27 protein-coding genes, 1 tRNA gene and 1 pseudogene are annotated in these 26878 nt (G+C 63.4%); 9 read left to right on the top strand and 20 right to left on the bottom strand.

Going from position 1 to position 26878, the window contains the following annotated elements:
* The first annotated feature begins 167 nt into the window (after nucleotides 1-167).
* On the top strand, nucleotides 168-626 hold the full coding sequence (locus tag AX703_RS26085; RefSeq protein ID WP_039332326.1) for a universal stress protein: 459 nt from the start codon (nucleotides 168-170) through the stop codon (nucleotides 624-626).
* On the opposite strand, the gene AX703_RS26080 is transcribed toward AX703_RS26085, so the two are convergent.
* From AX703_RS26080 to radA, 9 genes and pseudogenes are all read right to left on the bottom strand, one after another.
* Nucleotides 627-2906 (bottom strand): ribonuclease R family protein, encoded by a 2280-nt coding sequence (locus tag AX703_RS26080; RefSeq protein ID WP_156452228.1) that lies wholly within the window; start codon nucleotides 2904-2906, stop codon nucleotides 627-629.
* Between the two features lie 39 nt (nucleotides 2907-2945).
* Nucleotides 2946-4264: pseudogene (locus AX703_RS26075) on the bottom strand (M28 family peptidase).
* Between the two features lie 80 nt (nucleotides 4265-4344).
* On the bottom strand, nucleotides 4345-5892 hold the full coding sequence (proS, locus tag AX703_RS26070) for a proline--tRNA ligase (RefSeq protein ID WP_039332320.1): 1548 nt from the start codon (nucleotides 5890-5892) through the stop codon (nucleotides 4345-4347).
* Nucleotides 5893-5975: 83 nt separating this feature from the next.
* Nucleotides 5976-6527, bottom strand: a complete 552-nt coding sequence (gene phaR / locus AX703_RS26065; protein ID WP_039332456.1) for a polyhydroxyalkanoate synthesis repressor PhaR — start codon at nucleotides 6525-6527, stop codon at nucleotides 5976-5978.
* Nucleotides 6528-6605: 78 nt separating this feature from the next.
* Complete coding sequence (alr, locus tag AX703_RS26060; RefSeq protein ID WP_369821065.1) at nucleotides 6606-7577, bottom strand: alanine racemase; 972 nt, start codon at nucleotides 7575-7577, stop codon at nucleotides 6606-6608.
* A gap of 88 nt (nucleotides 7578-7665) precedes the next feature.
* Nucleotides 7666-9282, bottom strand: a complete 1617-nt coding sequence (locus tag AX703_RS26055; RefSeq protein WP_156452227.1) for an MFS transporter — start codon at nucleotides 9280-9282, stop codon at nucleotides 7666-7668.
* Nucleotides 9283-9370: 88 nt separating this feature from the next.
* Complete coding sequence (locus AX703_RS26050) at nucleotides 9371-9799, bottom strand: iron-sulfur cluster assembly scaffold protein (protein ID WP_231735712.1); 429 nt, start codon at nucleotides 9797-9799, stop codon at nucleotides 9371-9373.
* 1 nt (nucleotide 9800) lies between these two features.
* The gene (locus AX703_RS26045) at nucleotides 9801-10355 is read right to left on the bottom strand and encodes a CvpA family protein (protein WP_039332311.1); all 555 of its coding nucleotides are present in this window, start codon (nucleotides 10353-10355) and stop codon (nucleotides 9801-9803) included.
* A 12-nt stretch (nucleotides 10356-10367) separates the two neighbouring features.
* Entirely contained in the window at nucleotides 10368-11735 is a 1368-nt protein-coding gene (gene radA / locus AX703_RS26040; RefSeq protein ID WP_062348403.1) for a DNA repair protein RadA, read from the bottom strand.
* Nucleotides 11736-11854: 119 nt separating this feature from the next.
* On the opposite strand from radA, the gene AX703_RS26035 reads away from it, so the two are divergent.
* Nucleotides 11855-12376, top strand: coding sequence for a hypothetical protein (locus tag AX703_RS26035; RefSeq protein WP_156452226.1), 522 nt, complete (start codon nucleotides 11855-11857; stop codon nucleotides 12374-12376).
* Nucleotides 12377-12380: 4 nt separating this feature from the next.
* Here the strand turns inward: AX703_RS26035 and AX703_RS26030 are convergent.
* The 3 genes from AX703_RS26030 to efp all read right to left on the bottom strand — a co-directional run bounded on the left by AX703_RS26030 (nucleotide 12381) and on the right by efp (nucleotide 13896).
* Nucleotides 12381-12464, bottom strand: a tRNA-Leu gene (locus AX703_RS26030).
* A gap of 40 nt (nucleotides 12465-12504) precedes the next feature.
* Nucleotides 12505-13329 (bottom strand): inositol monophosphatase family protein, encoded by an 825-nt coding sequence (locus tag AX703_RS26025; RefSeq protein WP_062348398.1) that lies wholly within the window; start codon nucleotides 13327-13329, stop codon nucleotides 12505-12507.
* 3 nt (nucleotides 13330-13332) lie between these two features.
* Complete coding sequence (gene efp / locus AX703_RS26020) at nucleotides 13333-13896, bottom strand: elongation factor P (protein ID WP_039332301.1); 564 nt, start codon at nucleotides 13894-13896, stop codon at nucleotides 13333-13335.
* 108 nt (nucleotides 13897-14004) lie between these two features.
* Between efp and AX703_RS26015 the strand changes: the two genes are divergently transcribed.
* Nucleotides 14005-14382: a hypothetical protein gene (locus tag AX703_RS26015; protein WP_052242072.1), complete on the top strand. Its 378-nt coding sequence runs from the start codon at nucleotides 14005-14007 to the stop codon at nucleotides 14380-14382.
* On the opposite strand, the gene AX703_RS26010 is transcribed toward AX703_RS26015, so the two are convergent.
* From AX703_RS26010 to thiE, 3 genes are all read right to left on the bottom strand, one after another.
* Nucleotides 14374-16326 carry an OPT family oligopeptide transporter gene (locus AX703_RS26010; RefSeq protein ID WP_062348395.1) on the bottom strand — a complete coding sequence of 651 codons (1953 nt, stop codon included), beginning with the start codon at nucleotides 16324-16326 and terminating at the stop codon, nucleotides 14374-14376. The two genes, AX703_RS26015 and AX703_RS26010, sit on opposite strands and share 9 nt — an antisense overlap.
* Nucleotides 16327-16390: 64 nt before the next feature.
* On the bottom strand, nucleotides 16391-17563 hold the full coding sequence (locus tag AX703_RS26005; RefSeq protein WP_062348393.1) for a L,D-transpeptidase: 1173 nt from the start codon (nucleotides 17561-17563) through the stop codon (nucleotides 16391-16393).
* Nucleotides 17564-17618: 55 nt separating this feature from the next.
* Nucleotides 17619-18263, bottom strand: a complete 645-nt coding sequence (gene thiE, locus AX703_RS26000; RefSeq protein WP_062348391.1) for a thiamine phosphate synthase — start codon at nucleotides 18261-18263, stop codon at nucleotides 17619-17621.
* A gap of 80 nt (nucleotides 18264-18343) precedes the next feature.
* Between thiE and AX703_RS25995 the strand changes: the two genes are divergently transcribed.
* The gene (locus AX703_RS25995; RefSeq protein WP_062348389.1) at nucleotides 18344-18706 is read left to right on the top strand and encodes a hypothetical protein; all 363 of its coding nucleotides are present in this window, start codon (nucleotides 18344-18346) and stop codon (nucleotides 18704-18706) included.
* A gap of 70 nt (nucleotides 18707-18776) precedes the next feature.
* Here the strand turns inward: AX703_RS25995 and AX703_RS25990 are convergent, their stop codons facing one another.
* From AX703_RS25990 to tkt, 5 genes are all read right to left on the bottom strand, one after another.
* Complete coding sequence (locus tag AX703_RS25990; protein WP_062348386.1) at nucleotides 18777-19682, bottom strand: fructose bisphosphate aldolase; 906 nt, start codon at nucleotides 19680-19682, stop codon at nucleotides 18777-18779.
* Nucleotides 19683-19857: 175 nt separating this feature from the next.
* Entirely contained in the window at nucleotides 19858-21045 is a 1188-nt protein-coding gene (gene pgk, locus AX703_RS25985) for a phosphoglycerate kinase (protein WP_062348384.1), read from the bottom strand.
* On the bottom strand, nucleotides 21042-21512 hold the full coding sequence (locus AX703_RS25980) for an MOSC domain-containing protein (RefSeq protein ID WP_062348382.1): 471 nt from the start codon (nucleotides 21510-21512) through the stop codon (nucleotides 21042-21044). Before AX703_RS25980 ends, pgk begins: the two co-directional genes overlap by 4 nt.
* A gap of 12 nt (nucleotides 21513-21524) precedes the next feature.
* Nucleotides 21525-22532 carry a type I glyceraldehyde-3-phosphate dehydrogenase gene (gap, locus tag AX703_RS25975; protein WP_062348379.1) on the bottom strand — a complete coding sequence of 336 codons (1008 nt, stop codon included), beginning with the start codon at nucleotides 22530-22532 and terminating at the stop codon, nucleotides 21525-21527.
* A 21-nt stretch (nucleotides 22533-22553) separates the two neighbouring features.
* On the bottom strand, nucleotides 22554-24521 hold the full coding sequence (tkt, locus tag AX703_RS25970) for a transketolase (protein WP_062348378.1): 1968 nt from the start codon (nucleotides 24519-24521) through the stop codon (nucleotides 22554-22556).
* A gap of 220 nt (nucleotides 24522-24741) precedes the next feature.
* Between tkt and AX703_RS25965 the strand changes: the two genes are divergently transcribed.
* From AX703_RS25965 to AX703_RS25945, 5 genes are all read left to right on the top strand, one after another.
* Nucleotides 24742-24948: a hypothetical protein gene (locus AX703_RS25965; protein WP_156452225.1), complete on the top strand. Its 207-nt coding sequence runs from the start codon at nucleotides 24742-24744 to the stop codon at nucleotides 24946-24948.
* 24 nt (nucleotides 24949-24972) lie between these two features.
* Nucleotides 24973-25326 (top strand): cell division protein ZapA, encoded by a 354-nt coding sequence (locus tag AX703_RS25960; protein ID WP_062348373.1) that lies wholly within the window; start codon nucleotides 24973-24975, stop codon nucleotides 25324-25326.
* A gap of 197 nt (nucleotides 25327-25523) precedes the next feature.
* Complete coding sequence (locus AX703_RS25955) at nucleotides 25524-26111, top strand: 5-formyltetrahydrofolate cyclo-ligase (protein ID WP_193828230.1); 588 nt, start codon at nucleotides 25524-25526, stop codon at nucleotides 26109-26111.
* Complete coding sequence (locus tag AX703_RS25950; RefSeq protein WP_062348370.1) at nucleotides 26108-26326, top strand: DUF2842 domain-containing protein; 219 nt, start codon at nucleotides 26108-26110, stop codon at nucleotides 26324-26326. Before AX703_RS25955 ends, AX703_RS25950 begins: the two co-directional genes overlap by 4 nt.
* A gap of 67 nt (nucleotides 26327-26393) precedes the next feature.
* Nucleotides 26394-26771, top strand: coding sequence for a limonene-1,2-epoxide hydrolase family protein (locus AX703_RS25945; RefSeq protein ID WP_039332276.1), 378 nt, complete (start codon nucleotides 26394-26396; stop codon nucleotides 26769-26771).
* Nucleotides 26772-26878: the final 107 nt, after the last annotated feature.

Here is a 26878-nt window from a genome sequence, read left to right as displayed (position 1 = left end):
GTGTTTTTCCGTGTCCTGATGGCAAGCCGCAGGGAGTCCGTAGCGGAAACCTCCCCTGCACCTTTTGTCACGCCCATTTCACCAGCATGGCGCGTCGGGTCAAGTGGCTTGCCGCTTGCGCCGCATACGAATTTGCCGATACGTGTGCATCGAGAGGACAGTTCGCCATGTCGCAGCGCATATATCTGGTCATCATGGATGAGACTGACGAAGCCAAGGGAGCGTTGCGCTTTGCGGCAAGGCGCGCGGTCCGCACCGATGGCACGGTCCACATTCTTGCCCTGGTGCCGCAACAGCAGTTCGTGGCATTCGGCGGGGTACAGGCCACGATCGAGGAGGAAGCGCGCGATCGGGCGGAAGTCCTCGCCATGACTGCCGCCGGAAGCCTGGCCAGCGAGTCAGGCCTTTCTCCGCAGATCTCGGTGCGTATGGGTGACGGACCGAAAGTCGTGCGCGAATATCTGGGCGAGCACCCCGAAGTCTCCGCGCTGGTGCTGGGCGCGGCCGGAGGCGGCAATCCCGGGCCTCTCGTCAGCCACTTTGCCGGCATTGCGGGGCAGCTCCCCTGCCCGCTGATGATCGTCCCCGGCGCGATCTCCGACGAGGAAATCGACCGTTTCAGTTGATCACTTGCGCTTGCCCTGGTGCCGGATGTTCGATGGGCGACCCCGCTTGCCCGCGGTATAGTTTCCCTGCCGTCTGGGCTTGTGTTCCATCTTGCCACCACGCCGCTCGATGCGTTGCACGCCTTCGGCAACGTCAACCGGCTCGAACTTGAGCGCCCCTGTAAGGGGGTTGGCCTCGGCAAGCCTCAGCTTGAGAATCTGCCCCATGGCAAACTCCTCGCCGCTCAGTTCACCGATCAGGCGCTGCGCCTTCTCGTCATAGTTGAAACGCTCCGCCCCGAGGGTCGATACCGGCACCAACCCATCGCCACCGAGACCGATAATGGTGGCGAACAGACCGAACTTCTGGACGCCGGTGATTCGCGTGTCGAACACTTCGCCGACCTTGCCCGAAAGCCACGCCGCGACGTAACGGTCGATGGTGTCGCGCTCAGCCTCCATCGCGCGGCGCTCGGCATTGCTGATGGCTTCGGAAACCCGCGCGAGGTCGCCCCGGTCACGGTCCGATTGACCGGACGTCGGCGGCAGATCGGCCTTGGGCCGTGGCTGCTCCAGACCATAGGCGTCGACCAGCGCGCGGTGGACCAGCAAGTCCGAATACCGTCGGATCGGCGAGGTGAAGTGCGCGTAGGACCCCAGGCTCAAGCCAAAGTGCCCGGCATTGCGCGGACCGTAGTAGGCCTGCGTCTGGCTGCGTAGCACGGCCTCCATGATCAGCGCCTTTTCCGCCTCGTCGGCGATGTCCTTGAGCATGCGGTTGAACAGCGAGGGTGTGATCACCTGCCCCAGCGAAAGCTTGCGATCGAATGTCGCCAGATAGTCCTTGAGCGCCACCAGCTTCTCGCGGCTCGGCGGTTCGTGAATGCGATAGACGACCGGAGCGACCTTTGCCTCCAGCGCCTTGGCCGCAGCAACGTTCGCCGCGATCATGAAGTCCTCGACCACCCGGTGCGCATCGAGCCGTTCGCGAATCGCGATCTCGGCGATCTTGCCCTGCTCGTCGAGCACCACGCGCCGCTCGGGCAGTTCGAGGTTCAGCGGATCGCGTGCATTGCGCGCCTTCTCCAGCAACCGCCACGCGTCCCACAAGTTGGCGAGGTGCGCCTCGGCTTCCCCTGAATCGATGCGCCGCTGCGCTTCTTCATAGGCGATCACTTCGGCGATCCGCACGATCGCGCGGGTAAAGCGCCAATCCTTGATCCGCCCCTCGCTGTCGATCGAGAGGTGGCAAGCCATCGCGGCACGGTCTGCGCCCGATTTCAGCGAACAGACGTCTGCCGACAGCACTTCGGGCAGCATCGGCACGACGCGATCAGGAAAGTAGACCGAGTTGCCGCGCTTGCGGGCTTCACGGTCGGTCTGGCCGCCGGGACGAACGTAGAAGCTGACATCGGCAATCGCGACAAGGGCGTTGAAGCCGCCCTGTCCGTCCGGCTCGGCCCAGATGGCGTCGTCATGATCGCGCGCATCGGCCGGGTCGATCGCCACGATCGGCAGATGCCGCAGGTCTTCGCGCTTGTCTTCGCTGAGCGGCAGCTTCGCCGCCTCCTCGGCCTCACGGAGCGCGGCTTCGGGGAACACGAACGGAATGCCATGCTTGTGGATCGCGATCAGGCTGAACGCGCGCGGCGCCAGCGGATCGCCCAACACGGCAACCACCTTCATGCCCGAACGCGGTGAGCGCCCCGCAGGCTCGGCCAGCACGAGTTGCCCCGCCTCTGCGCCACCAAGGTCCGAAATCGGCACGGCATTGCGCACGCGCTTGTCGACCGGCGCGAGCCAGCCTTTGCCAGTGCCGTCAAGTTCGACGACGCCCATCAACTGCTCTTCGCCGCCCTGAATCTTCTTCATCGGATGGGCGAGCCAGCCCTTCCCTGCTTCCTCAGTGCGCGCCAGAATGCGATCACCGACGCGCAGCGCAGGGCCGCGGTCCCTGGCCTTGCCCCGCGGTTCCACGACCCGCAGCCGCGGCGGCGGGCTTGCGTCCTCCGGCTGCCAGCTGTCGGGGATGGCGACAGGTTCGCCCTCATCGATTTCGACAATGCGCAACACCGTTACGCGCGGCACGCCACCCATGGCGTGGAAGGCGCTGCGGTTGCCATCGATCAGGCCTTCTTCGGCCATGTCCTTGAGCAGCGTCTTGAGCGCGATCTTCTCGGTGCCCTTCAGGCCGAAAGCCTTAGCGATCTCGCGCTTGCCCGCAGGCTCGTCCGATTGTGCAATGAAGTCCAGCACCTGCTGGCGCGTCGGGAGCCCTTGCGGAAACTTGTTCTTGGCCATTGGCGGCATGTGGTCGTTATGCCCGCCGATGGCAAGAAGTTACGGCTTGGGTAACGGGCCGAATTGACCGCCCGGTACTGCCGAAGCGATGGGACTATCGTCTCCATCGGCAGCGACTGCACTGACGCCGAACAGCCAGTCGTCCGCGCGAACGCCAGGCAGGCTGGCTTTTGTCTCCACGGTTTCGAGCACGCGCGTCTCCCACATCGGCGCTTCGGTCCGGCGTTGCCACAGCACATAGCGCGCGGCCCCCGGCACCGGTTGCCACGCGATGTCCGTGCTGGGCTGCACTGCGCCCTTGACCACGGGCGCGGGCGGCATCGGGGTTCGCGCCAGCTTTGCCAGCGCACGCACGTTCAGTCGCGTCACCTTGGCAAGATACGGAAAATCCATCTCGTCCACAGTATCGCCGAACTTCACCCCGCCTTCGGTGCGCAAGTCCTGATGCTGGTGTTCGTAGTCCTCTACCGCCACGGTGAAGCGGATCGCGGGGTAGCCCTTGTCGGAAAAAGGCAACTGGTCCCCGCCCCGGCCGAGCCGGTCAGCCCGCCAGATCTGCCGCACCGCCAGCCCGGCATCATCCTTATCCGCCAGCTTGGCAATCCAGCGCGAGATATTGCGTGATGGACTGTCATTCTCGCCCCCATAACGGCGCATCTGGGCGCGGAGGGCGTCGGTCGCATCGGCGCGAGGGCCTTCGGACAGGACGCGCACGTGTGCATCGTCCCTGTAGCCGTCGGACCCAGTCGAGCCGCCGACGATATCGTTGTTGAGCACGGCCTTCACGGTCCAGCCCTGCTGCGCCACATAGTCCGCCAGCAGCTTGCCGCCGAGCAGCCCCTGCTCTTCCCCGACAGAGCAGCATAGACGATCGTGGCGGGGAACTTCTCCTTCGACAGCATACGCGCAGCTTCGATTACCAGCGCAGTGCCCGAGCCGTCGTCGTTAGCACCCGGCGCATCCTTCGTCGCGTCGAGCACGTCCGACACGCGGCTGTCGATGTGCGCCTGCACGATGACAACCTCGCTGGGACGTTCGGTACCGCGCTGGATGGCCACCACATTGACGAGACGGGTCGGCACCGGGACACGGTCACCGCTCACCACCGTTTCCGGCAGGACGATCTCCAGGCAGTTGCCGCAAGCGGCCGAACTCTTGCGAAACTCCGCTTCGGCCCATTTACGCGCCGCACAGATCCCCCGCTCGGGGTCGGTCTGCGACGACAGCGTATGGCGCGTGCCGAAGCTGACGAGCTTCTCCACATCGGCCCGCAGCCGTGCCTCGGAGATAGCGTCCTCGGGCGTGGCCAGAACTGCAGACGAATACAGGAACGGGACGAGGTAAAGCGCGTGTCTCATGCGGCCGAGACTAGCGCCACGACCGGCAGCGCCAAGGGGCCCTGACAAAAAGGGCGGCAGTTCCCTGCCACCCTTGTTGATCAATAAGCCCTGGCGATCAGGATCTTCTCGACCGCCGGTTCGCCGGTGAACGGACAAACCCCATCCGGCTTCCGGGCATCGAGGGGCGTGTTGCGGATCGTCAGCTTGAGCGCCTTCAACTGCTCGACAACCTTGTCCAGCGCGGCACCGGTCGGCTTGCTCCAGCCCATTTCGACCCAGCCGGGATACTTGTTACCCTCGGCGAAGTAGGTCTTCAGGCCGTCAAGATCCCTCACGTCGCGCACGATCTGCGCATCGCGGCGCTGGCGCGCCTCCTCGTAGAGGGAATTCTGGATCGCCTCGAGCTCTGCCGCAGCCGAGGCGATGAAATCCCCCTTGGCCTGCCCGACGAAGTTGGGCTTGGCATCCTCGCGCCACAGCCGGTCACGGCGTAGCGCCGAAACCTGCCCGCCCTCTGCGTCGCGACCGCCGATCTCGAGAATCAGCGGCACGCCGCGCTTGACCCACGCCCAGCGCTTCTGCGTGGCCTTGCCCGGACGCTTGTCGAGCAGGACGCGCACACGCTCGCCGAAGGCAGACTGGCTGGCCAGCGCCTTGCGGATCTCTTCGCAGTAGGCAAGCAGCGCTTCGTCCCCATCGTTGTCGCGCAGCATCGGCAGGATCACGATCTGCTGCGGCGCCACCTGCGGTGGGACGCGAAGGCCGTCGTCGTCGCCATGTGTCATGATCACGCCGCCGATCAGGCGCGTCGAAACGCCCCACGACGTGGTGTGCGCCAGCGCCTGCTGGCCCTCCTTGTCCTGATAACGGATGCCCGCGGCCTGCGCGAAGGTCGTACCCAGGTAATGCGAAGTGCCGGCCTGCAGCGCCTTGCCGTCCTGCATCATGGCCTCGATCGAGAAAGTCTCGACCGCGCCGGGGAAGCGTTCGTTCTCGGGCTTCGGCCCGGCGATGACCGGCATCGCCAGCGGACCTTCGGCAAAGGCGCGATACATCTCGAGCGCGCGCAGCGTCTCCTTCATCGCGTCAGCCTCGTCGGCGTGCGCGGTGTGGCCCTCCTGCCAGAGGAACTCGCTGGTGCGCAGGAACATGCGGGTGCGCATTTCCCAGCGCACGACGTTGGCCCACTGATTGACCATCAGCGGGAGATCGCGCCACGATTGGACCCAGCGCGCCATCGCCGCGCCGATCACCGTTTCCGAGGTCGGACGAACAACCAGCGGCTCTTCCAGCTTGGCTTCGGGATCGGGCGTCAGTCCGCCCTTGCCATCAGAAATCAGGCGGTGGTGCGTGACGACCGCCATTTCCTTGGCAAAGCCTTCGACGTGTTCGGCTTCCTTGGCGAAGTAGGACAGCGGGATGAACAGGGGGAAGTAGCAGTTCTCGACGCCCGCTTCCTTGATCTCGGCGTCCATCAGCTTCTGGATGCGTTCCCAGATGCCGTAGCCCCATGGCTTGATCACCATGCAGCCGCGCACGCCGGATTCCTCGGCAAGCTCGGCCTCGGAAATCACGGCCTGATACCACTGGGCGAAGTCGTCAGCGCGCTTGACGTTGAGCGCGTGCTTGATTGCGGGCTTGTTCATGAGGCAGCGCGTTAAAGCGCAAAAGCGCTTCCCGCAATGCCGTCATCAGCTCAAAATGACGGAAAGGCGGGAAGGAAAACCGCTTACTTGGAAAGCTCGTCGAGCTTCTTCTGCATGTCGGCCATCTGCTTGCGCAGGACGTCCAGGTCGTCGCCCTCAGCAACGGGGGTACTCTCGTCCTTGGTGGCCGCGCCGGGAACGAAAGCGGCGGCAGCAGCCTTAAACATTTCCATGTTACGCTGTGCGATCTGGGCGAGCGGATTGGCGCCGATGCTTTCCTCGATCGCCTTGCGCATCTTGGCCTGGTTCTCGCGGAAATGTTCCATCGAGGCTTCTAGATAGCCGGGCAGGAATGCCTGCATCGAATTGCCATACATGGAGATGAGCTGTCGCAGGAAATTGGTCGGCAGCATCTGCTCGCCGGCGGACTCCTCCTCCATGATGATCTGGGTCAGAATCGCGTGCGTCAGATCCGCACCCGTCTTGGCATCGATCACCTGAAAGTCGACATTGTCCTTAACCATCTGAGCAAGATGGTCGAGCGTGATGTAGCTTGAGGTACTGGTGTTGTAGAGGCGACGGTTTGCGTACTTTTTGATTATAACCGTGCCGCCGGACTTGGACTCACTGGCCATGGTTTGGGCCCCCACTGCGACGTTGCTTAGTATTAGCATGTGCAGCATGTGCGGCGCAACAAATCTTAACAACCCCAGTCAGAATCCATTTTGGCGGGAGAAGCGCTTGCCCATCAATGTCAGCAATTCGTATTGCGAAAGCCCGCTTTGCGCGGCTGCAGCAGGGAGCTGGTAGTCCGCGGTTAACCATTCACCCTCTTGGCAATCGGGCATTTCCGCCAGATCCACGATCGTCAGGTCCATCGAGACACGCCCCAGGACCCGAGCCTTTCGGTCCTGCCAAAGAAACGTGCCGATGCAGGACCAGCATCGCAGGTATCCGTCGGCGTAACCGAGCGAGATGATCCCGATCCGCATCGGCTGATCGGCAGTGAACAGTGCGTTGTAGCCCACCCTGTCGCCCGCCCGCAGTGTCCGAGTCTGCAACAGCGCCGCTTCGGGCCGGACGACCGGTCGGATGTGCGGCGCCAGTTCGGGTCTGGCGATGCCGCCATAAAGCGCAAGCCCGGGCCGGGTCAGGTCGGCGTGATAGCCCTTGCCGAGCGCTATGCCGGCGCTGTTGGCGAGGCTGTAACGCCGGGCCGGGATGCTGCGGCGGACGTCCTCGAACAACTGCAGCTGCGATTCGTTCTGCGATACGTCCTCGTCCGCACTGGCCAGATGGCTCATGCACAGGTCGATCTGAAGTGCACTGATCGCGGGATCGCCAATCTGATCAAGCGGCACGCCGAGACGGTTCATCCCGGTATCGACCATCAGGTGGCAAGGGCCTCCTCCGCCACTGCTCCAACGCCGCGCCTGCTCCAAACTGTTGATGACAGGACGAACACCTGTTGCCCTTGCAAACTCGCTTTCTTCGCCGGTCAAGGGACCATGAAGCACTGCTATGGATGCAGCGGGCACGTAAGGCAGTATCTCTGCCGCTTCAGTCCAGTGCGCCACGAAGAAGGTGCCGCAGCCCGCGGCGGCAAGCACCGGAACCACCCGCGCCGCGCCTACCCCGTAGGCATCAGCCTTAACCGCGGCTCCAGCGCTCGCGCGGCCGGACAGGGCATCAAGCGCGCGCCAGTTGGCGGCGAGCGCTTCGGCATCGAAGCCGAGACGAAGCGTCGGGTCTGGCGGGGCAGGAAAGGTGATGTCAGTCGTCCGTGAAATCAGCGGGCAGTCCAGGCTTCAAGCCCCACAGCGAGACCAGAAACGCGACGAGGACAATCACCCAGGTGTACCACAAACCGGCATAGGGATCGCCGGTTCGGGCGACGATGTAGCTCGAAATCAGCGGCAGGAAACCCCCGAAATATCCTGTGCCAAGATGATAGGGGATCGACATCGAACTGTAACGGATCCGCGGCGGGAACATCTCGGACAGGAGGGCGGCGACCGGGCCGTACGTGGCGCCGGACATCGCCATGAGCAGCAGCAGCGCGGCGAGGATGAGGGCAAGACGGAGCGGCGAAGGCTTAACCTTGGCAAAATCATAGCCGAAGGCTGCCAGTTCGCTCTGGAGTGCCTGCGCCCTTACCGTTGCCTTTTCAGCCCATGGATAGTCCGCGAGAGTTAGCGCTTCGCCTCCGACAGTTACGGCAAAGTTGCCCTTCTGCTCCAGAGAGTAGGAAATCCCCGAGGCGGATAGATCGGAAAGCAGCTTTCCGCACTTGCTTGTCTGTTCGCCCTGGAACGGACTGTAATCACACTCCGCCCCGGACACGAGCACAGGACTTCTTTGCGCTGCTGTAGCAAGCTCCGGATTGGCGGCCGACCCTAGAAGCCAGAACGTGGGGAAGAGCAGCAGGAGAGTGACGGCATAGCCGATCACGATCGGCTTCTTGCGCCCGATCCGGTCTGAAAGTGCGCCGGCCATAAGGTAGAACGCCATGCCGATCGCTCCGCCTATGCCGACGATGACCTCCGCCCAAGTGTCGTCAAGTCGCATCGCGGACTTGAGAAACGCAAGGCTGGAAAACATCGCGGTATACCAGATAACGGTCAGACCAGCGGCGATGCCGAACAGCGCGATGAAGATGCGGCGCTTGTTACCTGGATAGGCAAAGCTCTCGACGAAGGGATTGTTTGCCAGCTCTCCCTGCTCCTTCATCGCCTTGAAGACAGGGCTTTCCGAAAGCTTGAGGCGCATCCACAACGATACCGCAAGCAGCGCAAGGCTGACCAGGAACGGCACGCGCCAGCCCCAGGAATTCCACACCGCCTCGCTCATCACGCTCTTGCTCGTCAGGACCACGATGAGGCTGAGTACGAATCCGCCGACCACGCTGGCCTGGATATAGCTGGTGTAATAGCCCCGGCGACCACCCGGCGCATGTTCTGCCACGTAAACCGCAGCGCCGCCGTATTCACCACCAAGCGCAAGGCCCTGGAGGACTCGCAGAAGAATGACGATTGCGGGGGCGACAAGGCCGATGCTGTCAGCCGAGGGAATAAGGCCGACGCCTGCGGTGGCGATACCCATGAGCGTCACGGTTACGAGGAACGTGTACTTGCGGCCCAGCTTGTCACCCAGGAAGCCGAACAGCACGGCGCCCAGAGGACGAAAGCCGAAACCGACGGCGAACCCTGCCCACACCAGTAGCAGCTGGAGCGTTGCGTTGTCGGATGGGAAGAACGTCTTGCCGATGATCGCGGCAAGTGTGCCGTAGATGAAGAAATCGTACCACTCGAACACGGTACCCGCCGAACTGGCAGCGATCACCAGCCTGATGTCGGAAGCGCTCGGCTCCACCGCGGCCCCGTGTTTCATGGTATCTGGCACTCGATTTCCCCCGCGTCACTCTTATCGGAGGGTGCTGTAGCCAAGCGGAGTCGCCTGCCGCAAGCCCCGCATTCGATCAGGGAAGGACATGCTCCGGCAGAGCATCAAGTGCGGCATCCCATGCGAGCAGTATCGCGGCGTGGCGAGCGGGATAGGCGAGCGCCGGATTGAGCAAGTGGATGCCCGGCCACTCAGGCTGGTTGCCCTCCCCCACCAGCCATGCCGCCAGCGTCACCCGTGCCCGTGCAATGTCGGTTCGGGAGCGGCCAGCAGCCTGCTCGGCAAAGACCGCAGCCGCTGCCTGGCCAACCGCGCAGGCGTGCGGGCGAACGCCGACTGCCTCTATGGCGCCAGTATCGTCCGTGCGAAGCGAAAGTTCGATCGAACTGCCACAACTGCGTGACCTAGCCGCGCCGTGATACGGCGCATCCGACACCCACGGATACTGTGCCAAAACCATGGCCTGGCCCAGGATGTCGGCCGTGTAGAGCCCGCGCGTGGTCATTCTATTCGCCCAGCAACTGCTTGCGCGCCTTGCGCCTGGCAACTTCACGGGCCTGATCGGCAGCTTCTTCACGGCGCTCCGAAATCAGTGTCAGCAATTCTTCGCTTGCGGCATTGAGGAAGGGATAGGCGCGCGACTGCACGATCCACTCCGGACGCCCATCCTCACCCCAGACGAGATCATAGCCGAAGACGATGATCGAATAGCCCAGCACGACGATGATGAAGCCCTTGACCGCGCCGAACCCGAAACCCAGCACGCGATCAATCGGTCCAATCGCCGAATCCCGACTGGCAGACCCCATCCGACGCGCAATAATCCGCGTGAGAAGATAGGGGAGCAACAGCAGCAGGAAGAATGCGAGGACCCCGGCGCCAGTCTCGGTCGGCAGATGGACGGCCAGCCAAAGCGTCAGCGGTGCGTGGAGATAATGCACTGCCAGCAAGGCAATGCACCACGCGGCCAGCGAGAGCACTTCCTCGATGAAGCCACGTATGAATCCCCCGACGGCACCGATGCCCAGGAAGATCAGGACGACATAATCAAGACCGGTCATTGCGCCGCGAGCCTATGAGCCGCCCATTATGCGGTCAATGAGATTTGGCAGCAGCTTGAGCGGGGAGTAGCGCAGACCGTCGACCTTTTCCGCGCCTGCTTCGGGTCCGCAGCCGAGGCTGAAACCCAGCTTGGCCGCTTCGCGCAGGCGAACGGGTGTGTGGGCCACCGGGCGGACTTCGCCAGCGAGCGAGACCTCCCCGAACCAGATCGAAGCGGCAGGCAAAGGGCGGTCCGACAAGGCGGAGATCAGCGCTGCGGCCACGGCAAGGTCGGCGGCCGGGTCGGTCAGACGGTAACCGCCTGCGACATTGAGATAGACTTCGGCCGTCGAAAAGCTCAAGCCGCATCGGGCTTCGAGCACCGCCAGCAACATGGCAAGCCGGCCACTGTCCCACCCCACCACGGCGCGCCGCGGTGTGGCCCCGCTCGCGAGCCGGACCGTAAGCGCCTGAATTTCAACCAGCACCGGCCTCGTGCCTTCAAGTGCCGGGAAGACTGCGCTGCCCGCGACCTGATCCTCGCGCCCCGAAAGGAACAGCATCGAGGGATTGCCGACCTCTTCCAGCCCTGCCCCGGCCATTGCGAAGACGCCGATCTCGTCCACGGCGCCGAAGCGGTTCTTGATTGCGCGAAGAATGCGATACTGGTGGCTGCGCTCCCCTTCGAAGCTCATGACCACATCGACCATGTGTTCGAGCACGCGCGGGCCCGCGATCGAGCCGTCCTTGGTAACGTGGCCCACAAGCACCAGCGAGACGCCGGTTTCCTTTGCATAACGGATAAGTTCGAACGCACATCCGCGAACCTGGCTGACCGTGCCCGGCGCACCTTCGATCTGGTCCGAATGCATCGTCTGGATCGAATCGATCACCAGCAGCGAGGGCGGGTTCATCGATCCCAGCGTGGTCAGAATGTCCCGCACCGATGTAGCCGAAGCCAGTTGGATCGGCGCCTTGCCGAGGCCGAGGCGGTCAGCCCGCAGGCGAACCTGATCCGACGCTTCTTCGCCGCTGATATAGACCGCCTCGCCTCCGGCCATAGCGATCTGCGCCGCCGCCTGAAGGAGCAAGGTTGACTTGCCGATGCCGGGATCACCGCCCATCAAGACAGCACAACCGGGAACAAGCCCGCCGCCCAGTGCCCGATCAAACTCGGCAATGCCTGTGGACCGGCGCACCGGAAGCGCGACCGGCGCATCAAGCGGCACGAAGGCAACGCGGCGGCCGCCACTAGACAGGTCATGCTTGGCCGAGAAGATCGTTTCCGGCGCTTCTTCGACAAGCGTGTTCCATTCGCTGCAATCAACACATTGCCCCTGCCAGCGGGTGGTGACGCTGCCACAGGCCTGGCAGACGAAGCGACGTTTGGGTTTGGCCATGCAGTGCGATTACCAGAACATAGGCGGAACGCAAGCGCATCTCCGCCATTTCCGTAGCTCTTTGCTAACCATGCTGTGGGGCATCATCCTTAACGGCGCATCAGGTATGCCCCTTAGCCATGGCCGCGCCGTCTGATCATTTTCTGGGTATCCAGCCCCGCATGTACCGCCACTTTGCGGTACTCACCGTTGCCCTTTCGACGGTGATTGCCGTGTTCGCCAACGGTGATGCGCAGGAGGCGATGGCACAGGCTGACCGTCACGCCGAGCGCCAGGCTGCCAAGGCGCGGAGCGGCAAGGCCAAGTTGGTGGACAACCGCTCCAGCCAGCGCAAGTCGTCGTCGGGACAGGCCGGGTTCAATGGCCAGTTCGGCGCGCCGATGGATGGCAGCGGGGGACCCGGCGGGAACAGCAGCATCATTCCCGAGGGAATGACGACAGCGCCCGGCACGATCATCATCGAAGTTGACCAGGCTGCGCTTGCCCGGATGACGCCTGCGCAACGCGCAGCCTATCTGCGCAAGCTTGAGGAAGAGCGGAAAAAGCGCCTGGAACAGGGGCAGATGACGCCGACGCCCGAGCAGGTCAGCGCGCTTGCCGCGCAATCGGCGCTGCGATCCGGATCGGATGCTGTCGATTAGGGAATGGTGCCCCTGGCCCGACTCGAACGGGCACGTATTTCTACAAACGATTTTGAGTCGTTCGCGTCTACCATTCCGCCACAGGGGCACTGGACGGCACCGGCCTTAGCCAGCGCCGTCCTGCAACGTCAAGCGTTACGGAGTGCGCCAACAAGAAGCTTGTGGAGCTTCGAGTGCAGCGCATCGTTGCCGGCGAGGATCGTCTCGTCGCAGATCGGGTGCGAGCGCCCCTTGTAATCGGACACGAAACCGCCGGCTTCGCGCACGAGAAGGCAACCTGCTGCCGTATCCCAGGGATAGAGACCGGATTCCCAGAATCCGTCGAAGCGGCCCGCTGCGACCCAGGCAAGGTCGAGCGAGGCGACGCCGAAACGGCGGATACCGGCAATGCGGGGGCCCAACTCGCTGTAGATGCGAATCCATTCACCCATGTCACCCCGGCCGGAGAACGGAATGCCAGTGGCAATCAGCGCCTCGTCGAGATGGCGACGCGCCGAAACGCGCAACCGGCGGTCCTGCAGCCATGCACCTTGCGACTTTTCGGCCCAGAAGCTTTCGTCGGTGATCGGCTGATAGACGAGCGCTGCGGTGACTTCGCCCCAGCCCTTCCCGTCCAGCGTGGGTTCCTGCACGGCGATCGAGATCGCGAAATGCGGAATGCCATGGAGGAAATTGCTGGTGCCGTCGAGCGGATCGATGATGAAGCGCGGCTTGCCCGGCTCACCGGCGATCTCACCACCTTCTTCCATCAGGAAGCCCCAGCCCGGACGTGCCGCGCGGAGATCATCCCACAGCGTGCGTTCGGCGTGCTGGTCGGCCTTCGAGACGAAGTCCGCCGGGCCCTTCTTGCTGACCTGAAGATGCTCGATCTCGCCGAAGTCGCGGCGCAGGCGGCCACCCGCCTTGCGCGCCGCGCGCTCCATCACGCGGATCAGGCCGGAAATGGCTGCCATCGATCAGTTCGCCTTGCCGACGTAGCTGCGCTCATACACATCGACGACGATGCGCGTGCCGCTCTCGATGTGCGGCGGCACCATCACGCGCACGCCATTGTCGAGGATGGCGGGCTTGTACGACGAAGAGGCGGTCTGGCCCTTCACCACGGCGTCGGCTTCGACGATGGTGGCTTCCACCTGTTCCGGCAGCTGCACCGAGATCGGGCGCTCGTCATACATTTCGAGAAGAACGGTCATGCCATCCTGCAGGAACGCTGCGGCATCGCCGAGCAGATCCTTGGGCAGGTTGATCTGGTCGTAGGTCTCGACGTCCATGAACACCAGGTCCTCGCCCTCGGCGTAAAGGAACTGGAAGTCCTTGGTGTCGAGGCGGACGCGCTCGACAGTGTCGGCGCTGCGGAAGCGGACGTTGGTCTTCCGGCCGTCGATGAGGTTCTTCATCTCGACCTGCATGAAGGCGCCGCCCTTGCCGGGCTGGGTATGCTGGGTCTTGGCGACCTTCCAGATGCCCTTTTCGTATTCCAGGATATTGCCCGGACGGATGTCCACGCCGCTGATCTTCATGATGGAAAGAGCCTTACCGTGAGTAGGGAAGCGCGGCCCTTAGCGGTTCGGGCCCAAAGCTTCAAGCGCGATTGCCCAACGCTGCTGCCACGTGCTAGCGCAACGAGCATGAAGCGCATGGTTGTTTTCGCAGTCGGAGTTCTCGGTCTTGCTGGCGTTGCCCAGGCGGTGCCGGGCGGCAGGCTGATGGTCCTGCCCAAGGGCGGCTGGACTTGCGAAGTGCCGGGCGATGCCGCGGTGCTTCCGGTCGAGAAGCCTGAACTGGGGTTCAAGACGATCCCGGATTCGAGCTATATCGCACCTGATGGATCGCGCGGCACCTATCTGCGCCTGGCAGACCGGGTGACGATCACCAGCGGCGTGTTCGCCGGCCGCCGCTTCCAGATGGACGGCGAGGAAATCCTGCGCGAACTGGCGACGGACGATACGCAACTCAACCTGCGTTGCGTTCATGCCGGGCCGGTCAACCTCTCTACCTCAGGCTGATCCCACGGCACTGTCACGCCGCATGCGCCAGTAGGCGTAGGCGATGATGCTCCCGAACGCGATCACGCCGAATGGCAGCGCGCCCGGGAAGTCCTCGACCACAGCCAGGGCATCGGGATTGTCGGTAGCCGCGACGATTGCGGCGTAGGCAATGTTGAACAGGCTGTCACCGACGATCAGGCCGGTGGCGGTGAGGACGCCCATGCGCTCGGCAAATTCGGGCGCGGACTGGCGGGCGGCCCATCCATTGTAAAGGTGGCCAAGTACCGCGCCAAGGATCACCATCGCCGTGACCGAGGTTGGCAGGTACATGCCCATGCCGACAGCGAGCGGCGGGAGCGAGCGGTTGCCGGTACGCTTCAGAATCTCGTCGACGAAGATAACGCCCACGCCGATCGCGGCGCCGAGGCCGACGAGGTTCCAGTCAAGATTGCCGCCGAGCACCCCTTGGGCAATGGCGGAGATCAGCGAGGCCTGCGGGGCCGAAAGCGCGTTCTCGCCTGCGCCTGGCGCTCCCTGGAAGCCGAAGGTTGAGTTGAGCAGGTCTAGGATCGGCGGGATCACGAGTGCCCCGAACAGCACGCCCAACACGAGAGCGACCTGCTGACGCCACGGCGTTGCGCCGACGAGCTGGCCGGTCTTGAGGTCCTGCAGGTTGTCGTTGGAGATCGTCGCGACGCCGAACACGATGGCGGTGACGAACAGGGCGAAGGCGACCAGCGCCTTGGTGTCATCCTCGCCCAGGCCTCGTCCGAACAGGCCAAGGAGAAGGAGCGAGATGCCAAGCGCGGCGAGGATTCCAACGCCGGAAATCGGGCTGTTCGACGCGCCGATCAGGCCGGCCATGTAACCGCAGACCGAGGCGATGATGATGCCGGCGACGAGTACGTAGATTACCGACGCGATCAGCGATAGCCCGAGCGCGGCCGCGACCGGGCCTCCGGTGGCGAAGTCTGCCAGCAGCAGGGCAATCGGGATCATCGCCGCAATGATGGTTCCTCCCACGATGCCGATGGGAATGTCACGCTCGGTCAGGTCAAGGCTGCCCATTCCGGCACCGCTGCGGGCGCGGTTGGCAGCGATGGCCGCAGTCACTCCCTTCACGATCGGTCCAATTACGCGAAGCAGCGTCCAGATCGCCGCGACACCGATCGTGCCAGCGCCGATGAAGCGGATCTTCTGGCGGAAAACCGTGCCGACGAATTCGGACAGTTCGGTTCCGGCCGGAATCCCGCCTGCCGTCAGTTGTGGAAGCAGAATGCCGAAGCTGATCACGATACCGACGAGCATGGCGATACCGACGGCAAGTCCAACGAGGTGGCCAACGCCGACCAGGGCGAGCGACAGTCCACCGGTCAACATCGAGCCGCCGGTTCCGACCTTGAACGCCCCTCCCACTTCCTCGACGGCCAGCTTCATCTTGGCGAGCAACGGGTAGAGCGCAGCGAGGAGCCCTCCTGCAGTCACTGCAGCAAGACCCTTCCGGTTCTCCTCCGCGCCACCGACCCCTGCCCCCACCTTGAGAACTTCAGCGGCGGCAACGCCTTCGGGATAGGGAAGGTCGGACCCGGTCACCAAGGCTCGGCGCAGCGGCACCGAGTACATCACGCCGAGGATGCCGCCGACGGCAATGACTGCGACCGACTCCCAGTAGGGAAAGTCTGCCCACCAACCGACCATGACGAGGCCGGGGAGTACGAACACGATCGCCGATAGCGTGCCCGCCGAACTCGCAATCGTCTGGACGATGTTGTTCTCCTGGATGGTTGCGCCCGAAAACGCACGCAGAACAGCCATGGAGATCACAGCCGCAGGGATTGAAGTCGCGAACGTCAGGCCGATACGCAAGCCAAGGTAGACGTTGGCGGCCGTGAACACGATCGTCAGGATCGCGCCCAGCACCACGCCACGAAGTGTCAGTTCCCTTGGGACCATGCCGCTCATTTCCGCTCCATCCGGTGTAACAGGTGGCCTGTCTTGCACGATGAAGCACGCATGGGAAGCGGCATCAGCTTACAAACGAAACCTTCGTCGCACCCGTTACCATCTGCGCGAGCCGGGCTGCGTCCCAGTTCGTCAGGCGAACGCAGCCGTGGCTTTCAGCGCGTCCGATGGTCTGCGGCTCAGGGGTGCCGTGGATGCCGTAGTGCTCCTTGGAAAGGTCGATCCAGACAACGCCCACGGGGCCGTTCGGTCCGGGCGGAAGGAGATGTTCACCCTTGCTGTCGGGCACGTCCCAGAACAGGCTGGCGTCGTAAGAAAATTCGGGGTTGTAGGACGTTCCGTTGATCTTCCAGTCGCCGAGCGGCAGTGGATCATGGGAAGAGCCGGTTGTCACGGTGAAGACGGCCACCAGCTTGTCCGACTTGTCGTAGGCTTCGAGAGTCCCCTTGGACTTGCTGACGACGATGCGCGCAGCTTCAGGCTGAGCGTCGCTCACGCCAAGCATGGCCAGTGTCGAAAGCCAGCCCTTGTTATCGACCATGCCGGGATCAAGGCGGTCGCCACCGGTGTTAGGCACGCGAAGCTGCATTCCGGCGCGGTACGGTTCGACCGGGGGTGTGTCGGCTGTGGGCGGGTTGCGAGTCTGGCGCTCTTTCATTGAAGCTTCGCGCGCTGCTGCTTCTTGCGCCAGGGCGGGATTCAATCCCCGCAACACCTCTGGCGTGGTATGAAAGCGCTCGGCCAGCTTCTCCTCGAGCGATGTGTAGCCGATTTCCGAAAGCTTGGCCTGCTGCGCCGGGTCCTTGGGCAGCGGTGCATAGCGGCCTGCGGCGAACTCTTCGGGAATCGTGACGACGCGTGTTGCCGCAATATTCGACCAGCGCGACAGGGCCTTCATCGTGGCATCATCGAACTTGCCAGTCACAGGCAGGTCGTTTGCCTTCTGGAAACCGCTCACGGCATTTGTCGTCGATAGGCCGGTCTTGCCGTCGATGATGCCGGGTGAGAACCCGAGCCGTTCCAAAACTACTTGCGCCTGCATGACCGGACGCGCCGCGTCTTCCTGTTGTGGCGGCTGACCCGGGGCGGGATCGTTCGACGCCATGGGAACCGCGAACGCAGGCGTACTTGCCACCGTCTCGCTCGGGGCTGGTTCAGGCTTGTTCGAATTGCAGGCGCTGAGGCTCAGGGCACTCAGTACGAGTAAGGACGACGCGGCTAGGTTGAAACGGGACATTGGCGCTCCGGAGACATTGCCTCTCCAGAACCCCCTGCCCTTACCGCCGGTTCCGTCAGCTGTCCTCGTTCAGTCGCGGATTTGCCCGGATGGTGTCGAAGAAAGCTGCCACGTTGGCCGCTTCGTCGCCACCCCACACCGCATTGCTGACCGCCAGAAAATCAGCGCCGGCCTGTATCAGCGGTGCGCAATTCTGGGGCGTGATTCCTCCGATCGCAACGCACGGCAATTCGAAGATCGACTGCCACCATTCGAGGAGGTCGAGTCCGGCGACGTGCTTGGTGTCCTTGGTGCTGGAAAGAAAGAAGGCGCCGAAGGCAACATAGTCCGCCCCCGCCTCGCCCGCGTCCATGGCGAGATGCCGGCTGTCGTGGCAGGTAACGCCAATCTGCGCATTACGGCCTAGGCGGTCGCGGGCGTCCTTCACGTCACCATCATCTTGCCCAAGATGCACGCCGTCGGCACCGAGACGCTTGGCCAGGCTGATCGAATCGTTGACGATGAAAGCCACGTCACGGTCCGCGCAGATGCGCTGGAGCGGCTCGGCAAGGCGCGCAGCCTCGTGCTCGTCCACGTCCTTCACCCGGAACTGGAATGCGGCCACCGGCCCTGCATCAAGGGCGCGCACGAGCCTGTCTGGAAAAGTGCCCGCAACATCGAGGGGCGAGATCAGGTAGAGTTCGGAGGAAAGCTTTGCCATGGCGCGCGCCTTATCGGTTAGCCGTCGCTGCTGCAACTTCGGTTCCGGAACGGTTCATCCGGCGGGAGCATTGTCGGGGGATGACCAAAGCCTTCCTTGCCCTTGTCCCTGCGGTTGCTCTTGCCGCCTGCGCCACCACCACGAAACCAGAACGCACCGATGGGAACGCGATGGTTGGCCAGACAACGCTCGTCGGCGCCGACAAGGTCCGCGTCGATTCGCTGATCGAAGACAGCCGTTGTCCGATGAATGCGCGTTGCGTCTGGGCTGGCCGCGTGATCGTCGAAGCAACCCTGCAGCGCGGCGGCACGTTCGATACCAGGCGCTTCACTCTTGGTGAGCCGACCGACGGGATCATGCTCGATACAGTCGAGCCGGGCCGTCTTGCTGGCAAGAAGCTGAAACCATCGGACTACCTGTTTCACTTCAGCGTCGCGCGATAACCCCACAATAAAACACCCCGCCCCGGCTGTGCCGGTGACGGGGTGGCCTTTCCGTCCTCTCAAACGGCAATCAGGCGGCGACGAGGGTCTTCTGCGTCGAGCCGGTATAGATTTCGTCGATTGCCGCAGCGAGCGAAGCGTCGAATTCCGCGTCGGTCATCTGGTGACGCAAGTCTTCAAGCAGGGCGCGGCTGAAGCTGGCGATGATGCCGGTGTTCTTGGCAAGCTCGACGCAAGCCTCGGGACGCTTGTATCCGCCCGACAGGGCCACCACGCGAAGCACCTTGGGGTGCGCGACGAGCGGGTCGAACGTGCACGGCACAATCGGCAGCGACAGCTTGAGCATCACCTGCGTGCCTTCGGGCAGGGCATCGAGGTTCTTGAGGATTTCTTCCAGCAGGATCGCGTCGCACTCGGCGCGGGTCTCGCTCTTGATGTTTACCTCAGGCTCGATGATCGGCATCATGCCGTGGCTGAGCACCTGCTTGCCGACTTCGAACTGCTGTGCAACCACGGCAGAAATGCCTTCGCGGTTGGCCGAGTTGATGACCGAGCGTTTCTTGGTCCCATAGACGCCCAGAGCCTTCGAACGGGTCAGCAGGTCGTCAAGTGTCGGCATCGGCTTCATCAGCTGGACGCCGTTTGCCTCGTCCTCGAGACCCTTGTCGATCTTGATGAAGGGCACGACGCCCTTTTCGATCAGCGCCTGCGGAACCGACTTGCCATCAACCGTGCCGTCCATCGTACGCTCGAACAGGATGGCGCCGATGACCTTCTCACCCGAAAAAGCATCCGAACGAATGATGCGGGCGCGCATTTCGTGGATCAGGCCGAACATTTCCTCTTCCGAGGCCCACGCGCCTTCTTCGATGCCATAGCCCTTAAGAGCCTTCGGCGTCGAACCGCCCGACTGGTCAAGTGCGGCAATGAAGCCGTTGCCGGAGGCCATCTTCGCGGTCATTTCGGTCGTGATCATCAGCGGGTCCTGTTCCTTGCAGAAACGGCGGAATTCCGTCTCCGCATACCTATGCGTAAAAGCGCTTTTGAAAGACGCTCCCGAAGTCCGAAGAGCGTCTGAAATGGCGCATACCTATGCGGATATGCGCCATAAAGGAGCGCGTGCCGCAGTGCAACACGCGCTCCGGAATTTTTTAACGTTCGAGGGCTGCCACGCCCGGCAGTTCCTTGCCTTCCATCCATTCGAGGAACGCGCCGCCGGCCGTCGATATGTAGCTGAAATCGGCGGCAACACCGGCGTGGTTGAGCGCGGCCACAGTGTCTCCACCACCCGCAACCGAAACCAGCGACCCTTCCTTTGTCAGCGCAGCGGCCGTCTTGGCCAGAGCGACAGTGGCCGCATCGAACGGCTCGGTCTCGAACGCGCCCATCGGACCGTTCCACACCAGCGTACGGCAGGTCTTCAACGCGTCGCCCAGAGCCTCGACGGCGGCAGGCCCCACGTCGAGGATCATCTCATCCTCGGCAACCTCATGGACGTTGCAGGTACGCAAGCTGGCGGGGTTGGCCGCGAATTCCTTGGACACAACCACGTCGTAAGGCAGGTGGACAGTGCAGCCCGTCTTGTCGGCATTGTCGAGGATTTCCTCGGCGGTGCCGGTCAGGTTGTGTTCGCACAGCGACTTGCCGACGTTTACGCCACGTGCCGCCAGGAACGTGTTGGCCATGCCACCACCGATGATCAGGTGATCGACCTTGGTCACGAGATGCTTGAGCACATCGAGCTTGGTCGAGACCTTGGCACCGCCGACAACGGCCGCGACCGGACGTTCCGGCTCGCCCAGGGCCTTCTGCAGAGCCTTGAGTTCGGCCTCCATGGCGCGACCAGCGTAAGCGGGCAGCACGTGGGCCAGGCCTTCGGTCGAGGCGTGGGCGCGGTGTGCAGCCGAGAAGGCATCGTTGACGTAGATATCGCCGAGGCTGGCGAAGCGCTCGATCACAGCCTGATCGTTCTTCTCCTCGCCGCCGAAGAAGCGGGTATTTTCAAGCACCGCGATAGCCCCCGGCGCAAGCGCCGCGACCGCAGCCTTGTCGCCTTCCCAATCGATGTAGCTTACCGGGCGGCCCAGCACGTGAGACAATGGCTCTGCCAACTTCTTCAGCGAGAATTCGTCCGAAGGCTGCCCCTTCGGACGGCCGAAATGCGCCAGGACCAGAACCTTGGCGCCCTTGTCCGATAGTTCGTTCAGCGTGGCAACGGTGGCGCGAAGGCGCGTGTCGTCGCTCACCACGCCGTCCTGCATCGGCACGTTGAGGTCCTCGCGAACCAGCACGGTCTTGCCGGTCAGATCGCCGATATCGTCCAGAGTCTTGAAGCTCATTCCTCGATCCTCACTTCGTCGCCGACGGCAATTTCGCCATCGCTGATCACCCGGCCGAGCACCCCGCCGCGCCAGTCAGGCATCAGCGCGAGTTTCAGGCCGGGCAGTATTTGGTCCATGCGGCTGCACGGGTCGCATTCGCAGGTTGTCTCGATCCGCAGGCTCTTGCCAATGGCGATGACCTTCCCCGCCTCGCGGGGCAAGCGGATGCCACGGACCAGCAGGTTCGCTCGGCGCACGTGCCAGGGAAGCATTTGATCTGCGGTCAGCTTGAGGTCCGCCAGCGCGGCATCCCAACTTTCGGCTTCGATCAGCGAGACCTGCCTGCGTCCCGATTTGCCGGGACGGATCGCCCCGCGCAGGTCACCGCGAACACCAAGTTCGCGCGTGACGGAAACGTGATCGAGCGTCTCGATAGGCCCGCGCGGCCGGTCATGCCGTGCAATGCCTCCGAGACGCCCGCTCATCGCGTCAGTTCCTCAGAGGAACTTCGCCATCGCGCCCGCGGTGTCGAGCACGCGGTTGGAGAAGCCCCACTCGTTATCGTACCACGACAGGACGCGAACCAGCTTGCCTTCAAGCACGGCGGTCTCGAGGCTGTCGATGGTCGACGAGTGCGGATCGTGGTTGAAGTCGATCGAGACCAGCGGCTCTTCCGTGTAGCCCAGCACGCCCTTCAGTGCACCTTCGGCAGCGGCCTTGAGCAGGCCGTTGACTTCCTCGACGGTGGTGTCGCGCTTCGGCGTGAAGGTCAGGTCAACGACCGAGACGTTCGGGGTCGGGACGCGGATCGACGAACCGTCGAGCTTGCCCTTGAGATCGGGCAGTACTTCACCCACGGCAACGGCGGCGCCGGTGCTCGTCGGGATCATGTTCATGGCAGCGGCACGGGCACGACGCGGGTCCTTGTGGATCTGGTCGAGAATCTTCTGGTCGTTGGTGTACGAGTGGATCGTGGTCATCAGGCCGCGCTCGATGCCGATCGATTCATGCAGGACCTTGGCCATCGGCGCGAGGCAGTTGGTCGTGCACGAGGCGTTCGAGACGATCAGGTGATCGCCGGTCAGCTTGTCGTGGTTCACGCCATAGACGACCGTCAGGTCGACACCCTTGGCCGGTGCCGAGATGAGCACGCGCTTGGCGCCTGCATCGATGTGCTTCTGGCCGCCGGCGCGATCGGTGAAGAAACCGGTGCATTCCAGCGCGATGTCGATGCCGTTGGCGGCGTGAGGCAGGTTGGCCGGGTCCTTCTCGGCGGTCACCTGAATGCGCTTGCCGTTGACGATCAGATCGTTGCCGTCGACCGAAACGTCGCCCGCGAACGCGCCGTGGACGCTGTCGCGCTTGAACAGAAGGGCGTTGGCCTTGGCATCGGCCAGGTCGTTGATCGAGACCAGCTCAAGGCCGCAATCGGGCCGTTCGAGGATGGCGCGGGCGACATTGCGCCCGATGCGTCCGAAACCGTTGATTGCAACCTTGATCGCCATGTCAGGTATCTCCTGTTTGAATTACGAAACCCGCGAGAGGATCTGCGGGACAATCTTTTCGGCGGTAAGGCCGAAGTGATCATAGAGGGCGTCGATCGGAGCCGAAGCGCCGAAGGTATCGATGCCGATCGACAGGCCATCACCGACATACTTCTGCCAGCCAAGAGTGACGCCAGCCTCGATCGAGACCTTGAGCGCGTCGGCAGGCAGGAGGTCTGCCTTGTAGGCGGCGTCCTGTTCGTCGAACAGTTCCCAGCACGGAACCGAGACAACGTCGGCGCCGAGGCCCTTTTCTTCCAGAGCTGCAGCAACTTTCATCGCCACTTCGACTTCGGAGCCGGTTGCCAGCAGCACGACCTTGCGTGCGGCCGAAGACGAGACGAGACGATAGGCGCCCTTGGCACTCTTCATTTCGGCGTCGAAGCGGACCGGCGGCAGGTTCTGGCGGGTCAGCGCGAGGACCGACGGGCGATCCTTGTTGGCCAAGGCCAGGGCCCACGCTTCCGCCGTTTCGATGGCGTCGGCCGGGCGGAACACCAGCAGGTTCGGAATCATGCGCAGGCTCATGACATGCTCGACCGGCTGATGGGTCGGGCCGTCTTCGCCAAGGCCGATCGAATCGTGGGTGAACACGTAGATCGCGCGAACGTGCTGCAGGGCCGACATGCGCACGGCGTTGCGGCAATAGTCGGAAAACACCAGGAAGGTGCCGCCGTAGGGAATGATTCCTCCGTGCAGCGCCATGCCGTTCATCGCGGCGGCCATGCCGAATTCGCGGATGCCGTAATAGACATAACGGCCGTCATAGCTTTCCGGCGTGAACGGGGCGGTCGACTTGGTCTTGGTGTTGTTCGAACCGGTAAGGTCCGCCGAACCACCGACCATCTCGGGCACGTTTGCAGTGAACGCCTCGAGCGCCATTTCGCTGGACTTGCGGGTCGCAACCTTGGGCGGGGTGGCGATCAGCGACTGGATGTAGGCATCGAAACCGGTATCGGCCGGAAGGTCACCTGCCATGCGGCGGGCGAGTTCGGCGGACTGCGGGTTGGCTGCAGCGCGCTTTTCCCACTCGGCGCGAGCGGCCTTGCCGGCTTCTGCCGACGTGCGCCAGTTGGCAAGGATATCTGCCGGGATTTCGAACGGCGCCGAAGTCCAACCAAGATAATCGCGGGCGGCGGCGATTTCGTCAGCGCCGAGCGGCGCGCCGTGGACGTTATGGCCACCCTGCTTGTTGGGCGCACCTTTGCCGATCACCGTACGGCAGGCGACCAGCGACGGACGCGGATCTGCCTTGGCTTCGGCAAGGGCGCGGGCGATGTCGGCAAAGTCATGACCGTCGCACGAGGTCACGTGCCAGCCTGAAGCAGTGTAGCGTCCGAGGATGTCTTCGGTGGTCGACAGCGACGTGTCGCCATCGATGGTGATCTTGTTGTCGTCCCACAGGACATTGAGGCGGCCGAGCTTGAGCGTCCCGGCAAGGCCCACGGCTTCGTGGTTGATGCCTTCCATGAGGCACCCGTCACCGGCGACAACCCAGGTGTGGTGGTCAACCAGGTCATCACCGAACTGCGCGTTGAGATGACGCTCCGCCATTGCGAAGCCGACGGCCATGGCAAGGCCCTGCCCCAGCGGGCCGGTGGTGCATTCGACGCCCGGGATCAGGAAGTTCTCGGGGTGACCGGCGCAGACGCTATCGATCTGGCGGAACTTGCGGATGTCCTCCATCGTCGGGCTTTCGTAGCCCGTCAGGTGAAGGAGCGCATAGATCAGCATCGAGCCGTGACCGGCCGACAGTATGAAGCGGTCACGGTCGGACCACTTCGGCGCGGCAGGATCGTGCTTCAGGAACTGCGTCCACAGCACCGTCGCCACGTCGGCCATGCCCATGGGCATGCCGGGGTGACCGGAATTGGCTGCCTGAACCGCGTCCATGGCAAGCGCACGGATCGCGTTGGCCATGGGAGCCAGCGCGGTGGAATCGCGTGTCATGCTGAAAAAGCCCTTCCCTGCGAGCGGCCGAACGGCTGTGGCCGCATGAATCCGGTGATTCGGAGCGGGGTCTCTTTGGTCACCATGGGGCCGAGGGTCAAGGCTGGCAGGGCGGCTTCTTTATTGCAGATGCACAATATGAGCTTCTGCGCCCGACTTTCCCCGGCGCAGTCCTGCCATGGTGTTGCGCGTCCATGCGATTGTGCTAGCGTGCCAAGCCATGGCGACGGAAGCACTCGGCGCCGCTCTGGACCGGCTTGAGCAGGCGCTCGTGCGGGTCGAAGGAGCGGTCGCGCAACAGGGAACCACAGGGGTTGCAGCGGGCGAAGAGCTGGCGCTGCTCAAGGTTCGTCATCGACGCCTGAAGGACACGGTCGCCCAGGAATTGCGACAGCTTGATCTGTTGCTGGCAGGTCTTCCGAAATGAGCCCCCGATCATGAGCCCCCTGTCATGAGCAACGTCAGTCTACCGATCGGCGGCCGCAACTTCGCGGTGTCCTGCGCTGACGGCGAGGAAGCCCATATCGAGATGCTCGGCCGCATGGTCGACGAACGTGCTCGCAAGATCGGTGGCCAGCAAAGCGAGACGCGGATGCTTCTGTTCGCGGCATTGATGATGGCAGACGAGCTGCACGAAGCGCACAAGAGCGCTCCTGCCCCTGATGCCGCACAACCGGTAACGCCCGCTCCCGCCTCGATCGAAAGCACAGAAATCGACCCTGCCATGGTCGATCGCGTCAACGCATTGGCAGAACGCATCGAAAAACTCGCTGCCGCCCTTGAGCAAGGGCCAGTCAGCGCCTAACTAGGTCGTGACGGGATCTGCCCGGCACGAGCCGCATGAACATCCCTGAGGCTATAAGCAATCCAAGGGGGCTGCCCCTGTCTGGGATCCTGGTCCCGGGCAAGCGGTCCCCACCTGACGTCGAGGCGTCAGAGGATTTTCCGAGCAAACGACCCATGGTGGGCCCGTCACCCCCTCCTTTCTGTCCGGAGCACCTTGTGGAAGCCAAGAATGCGTTGCGCACCGAATTTAGAGCGCGGCGCAATGCCCACGTCGCAGCGCTCGATGCCCGCGTGAAGGCGCTGATGTTCCGCCGGCCGCCCTCGCCCGTCATGGCGATGGTACCGGAAGGCGCGACCGTCGGGATCTATCTCGCCGGCCCGGCAGAGGCACCGGCAACCGCCTACGCGCAGGTGCTGCATGAGGCCGGTCACAAGATCGCGCTGCCGTGGTTTGCCGACCGCTCGTCGCCGATGGTGTTTCGCGAGTGGAGTTCGCCGTGGGTGGACGAACTGCTCGCGCCCGGACCGTGGAAGGGCATAGTCCAACCAGCAGAGGATGCCGCGGAGGTCGTGCCCGAAGTGCTGTTCGTGCCCCTGGTTGCTTTCAGCGCCGATGGTGGGCGCCTGGGCCAGGGCGGCGGTCATTACGACCGCTGGCTTGAAGCGCATCCGTCCACCCTTCCCATCGGCCTTGCCTGGGACTGCCAGCTGGTCGAGCACCTGCCCCGCGAGGCGCATGACGCGCCGCTGCATGCCGTGGTAACGCCGACGCGAATCTATGGTCCGTGGGAGCGCCAAAGGTGAGGGAAGATTACAAGCCGACCTGGCGCAAGCCCATTGGCATTCTCGGTCTGGTCCTGGGCCTGATCGTATATGCGTTGGGCGTCGCTGCTTTGTCCGGCGTCATCGGGCAATGGCACGTCCTGCTGCAGACCCTTGCCTACATCGTGCTTGGAACCGTCTGGCTCCTGCCGCTGCGGCGCTTCCTGATCTGGATGGAAACCGGCCGCTGGGGTTGAGCGCAAAGGTTGCTGGACAGTGCAACGCGATTCCTTACCCTTTTGCCTAACGCAAGGGGAGAATGGCATGCCTGGTCCAATTGAAACCGTCGAAGCCTTCTGCGCGATGTGGGAGCAACCCGGCGGATTTGCCGCTGCGGTGCGGGAATACTTCACAGAGCAGACCGACTACGAAAACGTGGGGATGACCCACACCATCGGCATCGAGCAAGGCCTTGCGCTGGTCGCAGGCTTCGAAAACGACATGGGGATTGCGCGCATCAAGGTCGACATGCTGGCGATTGCTGCCAACGGCAATACGGTCCTGACCGAGCGAGTTGACCACATGATCAACGCTGCAGGCGAGACTTTCGTATCCTTGCGCCTCATGGGCATTTTCGAGGTGCTTGACGGCAAGATCGTGAAGTGGCGCGATTACTTCGACACCGCGCCATTCAAGGGTTAGGCGCTCTGAACGCGAAAGGGCGCCCTGAGGCGCCCTTTGCATCGCATCTGACGTGGCGCGAGTGACGGGGCTCGAACCCGCGACCTCCGGCGTGACAGGCCGGCACT

The organism is Novosphingobium sp. CCH12-A3 (genome assembly GCF_001556015.1).
Lineage (GTDB): Bacteria > Pseudomonadota > Alphaproteobacteria > Sphingomonadales > Sphingomonadaceae > Novosphingobium > Novosphingobium subterraneum.
Note: the sequence above shows the minus strand (reverse complement) of the source record. Positions and strands in the feature narration are given on the sequence as shown.

Excerpts from the sequence above, each read along its gene's own strand:
- AX703_RS25990 (WP_062348386.1), bottom strand. The coding sequence starts at position 19,682 with ATGATCACGACCGAAATGACCGCGAAGATGGCCTCCGGCAACGGCTTC.
- phaR (WP_039332456.1), bottom strand. The coding sequence starts at position 6,527 with ATGGCCAGTGAGTCCAAGTCCGGCGGCACGGTTATAATCAAAAAGTAC.
- AX703_RS26015 (WP_052242072.1), top strand. The coding sequence starts at position 14,005 with ATGAAGCGCATGGTTGTTTTCGCAGTCGGAGTTCTCGGTCTTGCTGGC.
- AX703_RS25945 (WP_039332276.1), top strand. The coding sequence starts at position 26,394 with ATGCCTGGTCCAATTGAAACCGTCGAAGCCTTCTGCGCGATGTGGGAG.
- AX703_RS25995 (WP_062348389.1), top strand. The coding sequence starts at position 18,344 with ATGACCAAAGCCTTCCTTGCCCTTGTCCCTGCGGTTGCTCTTGCCGCC.
- AX703_RS26055 (WP_156452227.1), bottom strand. The coding sequence starts at position 9,282 with ATGAAACACGGGGCCGCGGTGGAGCCGAGCGCTTCCGACATCAGGCTG.
- proS (WP_039332320.1), bottom strand. The coding sequence starts at position 5,892 with ATGAACAAGCCCGCAATCAAGCACGCGCTCAACGTCAAGCGCGCTGAC.
- AX703_RS25980 (WP_062348382.1), bottom strand. The coding sequence starts at position 21,512 with ATGAGCGGGCGTCTCGGAGGCATTGCACGGCATGACCGGCCGCGCGGG.
- AX703_RS25960 (WP_062348373.1), top strand. The coding sequence starts at position 24,973 with ATGAGCAACGTCAGTCTACCGATCGGCGGCCGCAACTTCGCGGTGTCC.
- AX703_RS26025 (WP_062348398.1), bottom strand. The coding sequence starts at position 13,329 with ATGGCAGCCATTTCCGGCCTGATCCGCGTGATGGAGCGCGCGGCGCGC.
- AX703_RS25965 (WP_156452225.1), top strand. The coding sequence starts at position 24,742 with ATGGCGACGGAAGCACTCGGCGCCGCTCTGGACCGGCTTGAGCAGGCG.
- radA (WP_062348403.1), bottom strand. The coding sequence starts at position 11,735 with ATGGCCAAACCCAAACGTCGCTTCGTCTGCCAGGCCTGTGGCAGCGTC.
- AX703_RS26080 (WP_156452228.1), bottom strand. The coding sequence starts at position 2,906 with ATGGCCAAGAACAAGTTTCCGCAAGGGCTCCCGACGCGCCAGCAGGTG.
- pgk (WP_062348384.1), bottom strand. The coding sequence starts at position 21,045 with ATGAGCTTCAAGACTCTGGACGATATCGGCGATCTGACCGGCAAGACC.
- AX703_RS26085 (WP_039332326.1), top strand. The coding sequence starts at position 168 with ATGTCGCAGCGCATATATCTGGTCATCATGGATGAGACTGACGAAGCC.
- AX703_RS26050 (WP_231735712.1), bottom strand. The coding sequence starts at position 9,799 with ATGACCACGCGCGGGCTCTACACGGCCGACATCCTGGGCCAGGCCATG.
- AX703_RS26005 (WP_062348393.1), bottom strand. The coding sequence starts at position 17,563 with ATGTCCCGTTTCAACCTAGCCGCGTCGTCCTTACTCGTACTGAGTGCC.
- AX703_RS26035 (WP_156452226.1), top strand. The coding sequence starts at position 11,855 with ATGGCCGCGCCGTCTGATCATTTTCTGGGTATCCAGCCCCGCATGTAC.
- AX703_RS26010 (WP_062348395.1), bottom strand. The coding sequence starts at position 16,326 with ATGAGCGGCATGGTCCCAAGGGAACTGACACTTCGTGGCGTGGTGCTG.
- efp (WP_039332301.1), bottom strand. The coding sequence starts at position 13,896 with ATGAAGATCAGCGGCGTGGACATCCGTCCGGGCAATATCCTGGAATAC.
- thiE (WP_062348391.1), bottom strand. The coding sequence starts at position 18,263 with ATGGCAAAGCTTTCCTCCGAACTCTACCTGATCTCGCCCCTCGATGTT.
- gap (WP_062348379.1), bottom strand. The coding sequence starts at position 22,532 with ATGGCGATCAAGGTTGCAATCAACGGTTTCGGACGCATCGGGCGCAAT.
- tkt (WP_062348378.1), bottom strand. The coding sequence starts at position 24,521 with ATGACACGCGATTCCACCGCGCTGGCTCCCATGGCCAACGCGATCCGT.
- AX703_RS26045 (WP_039332311.1), bottom strand. The coding sequence starts at position 10,355 with ATGACCGGTCTTGATTATGTCGTCCTGATCTTCCTGGGCATCGGTGCC.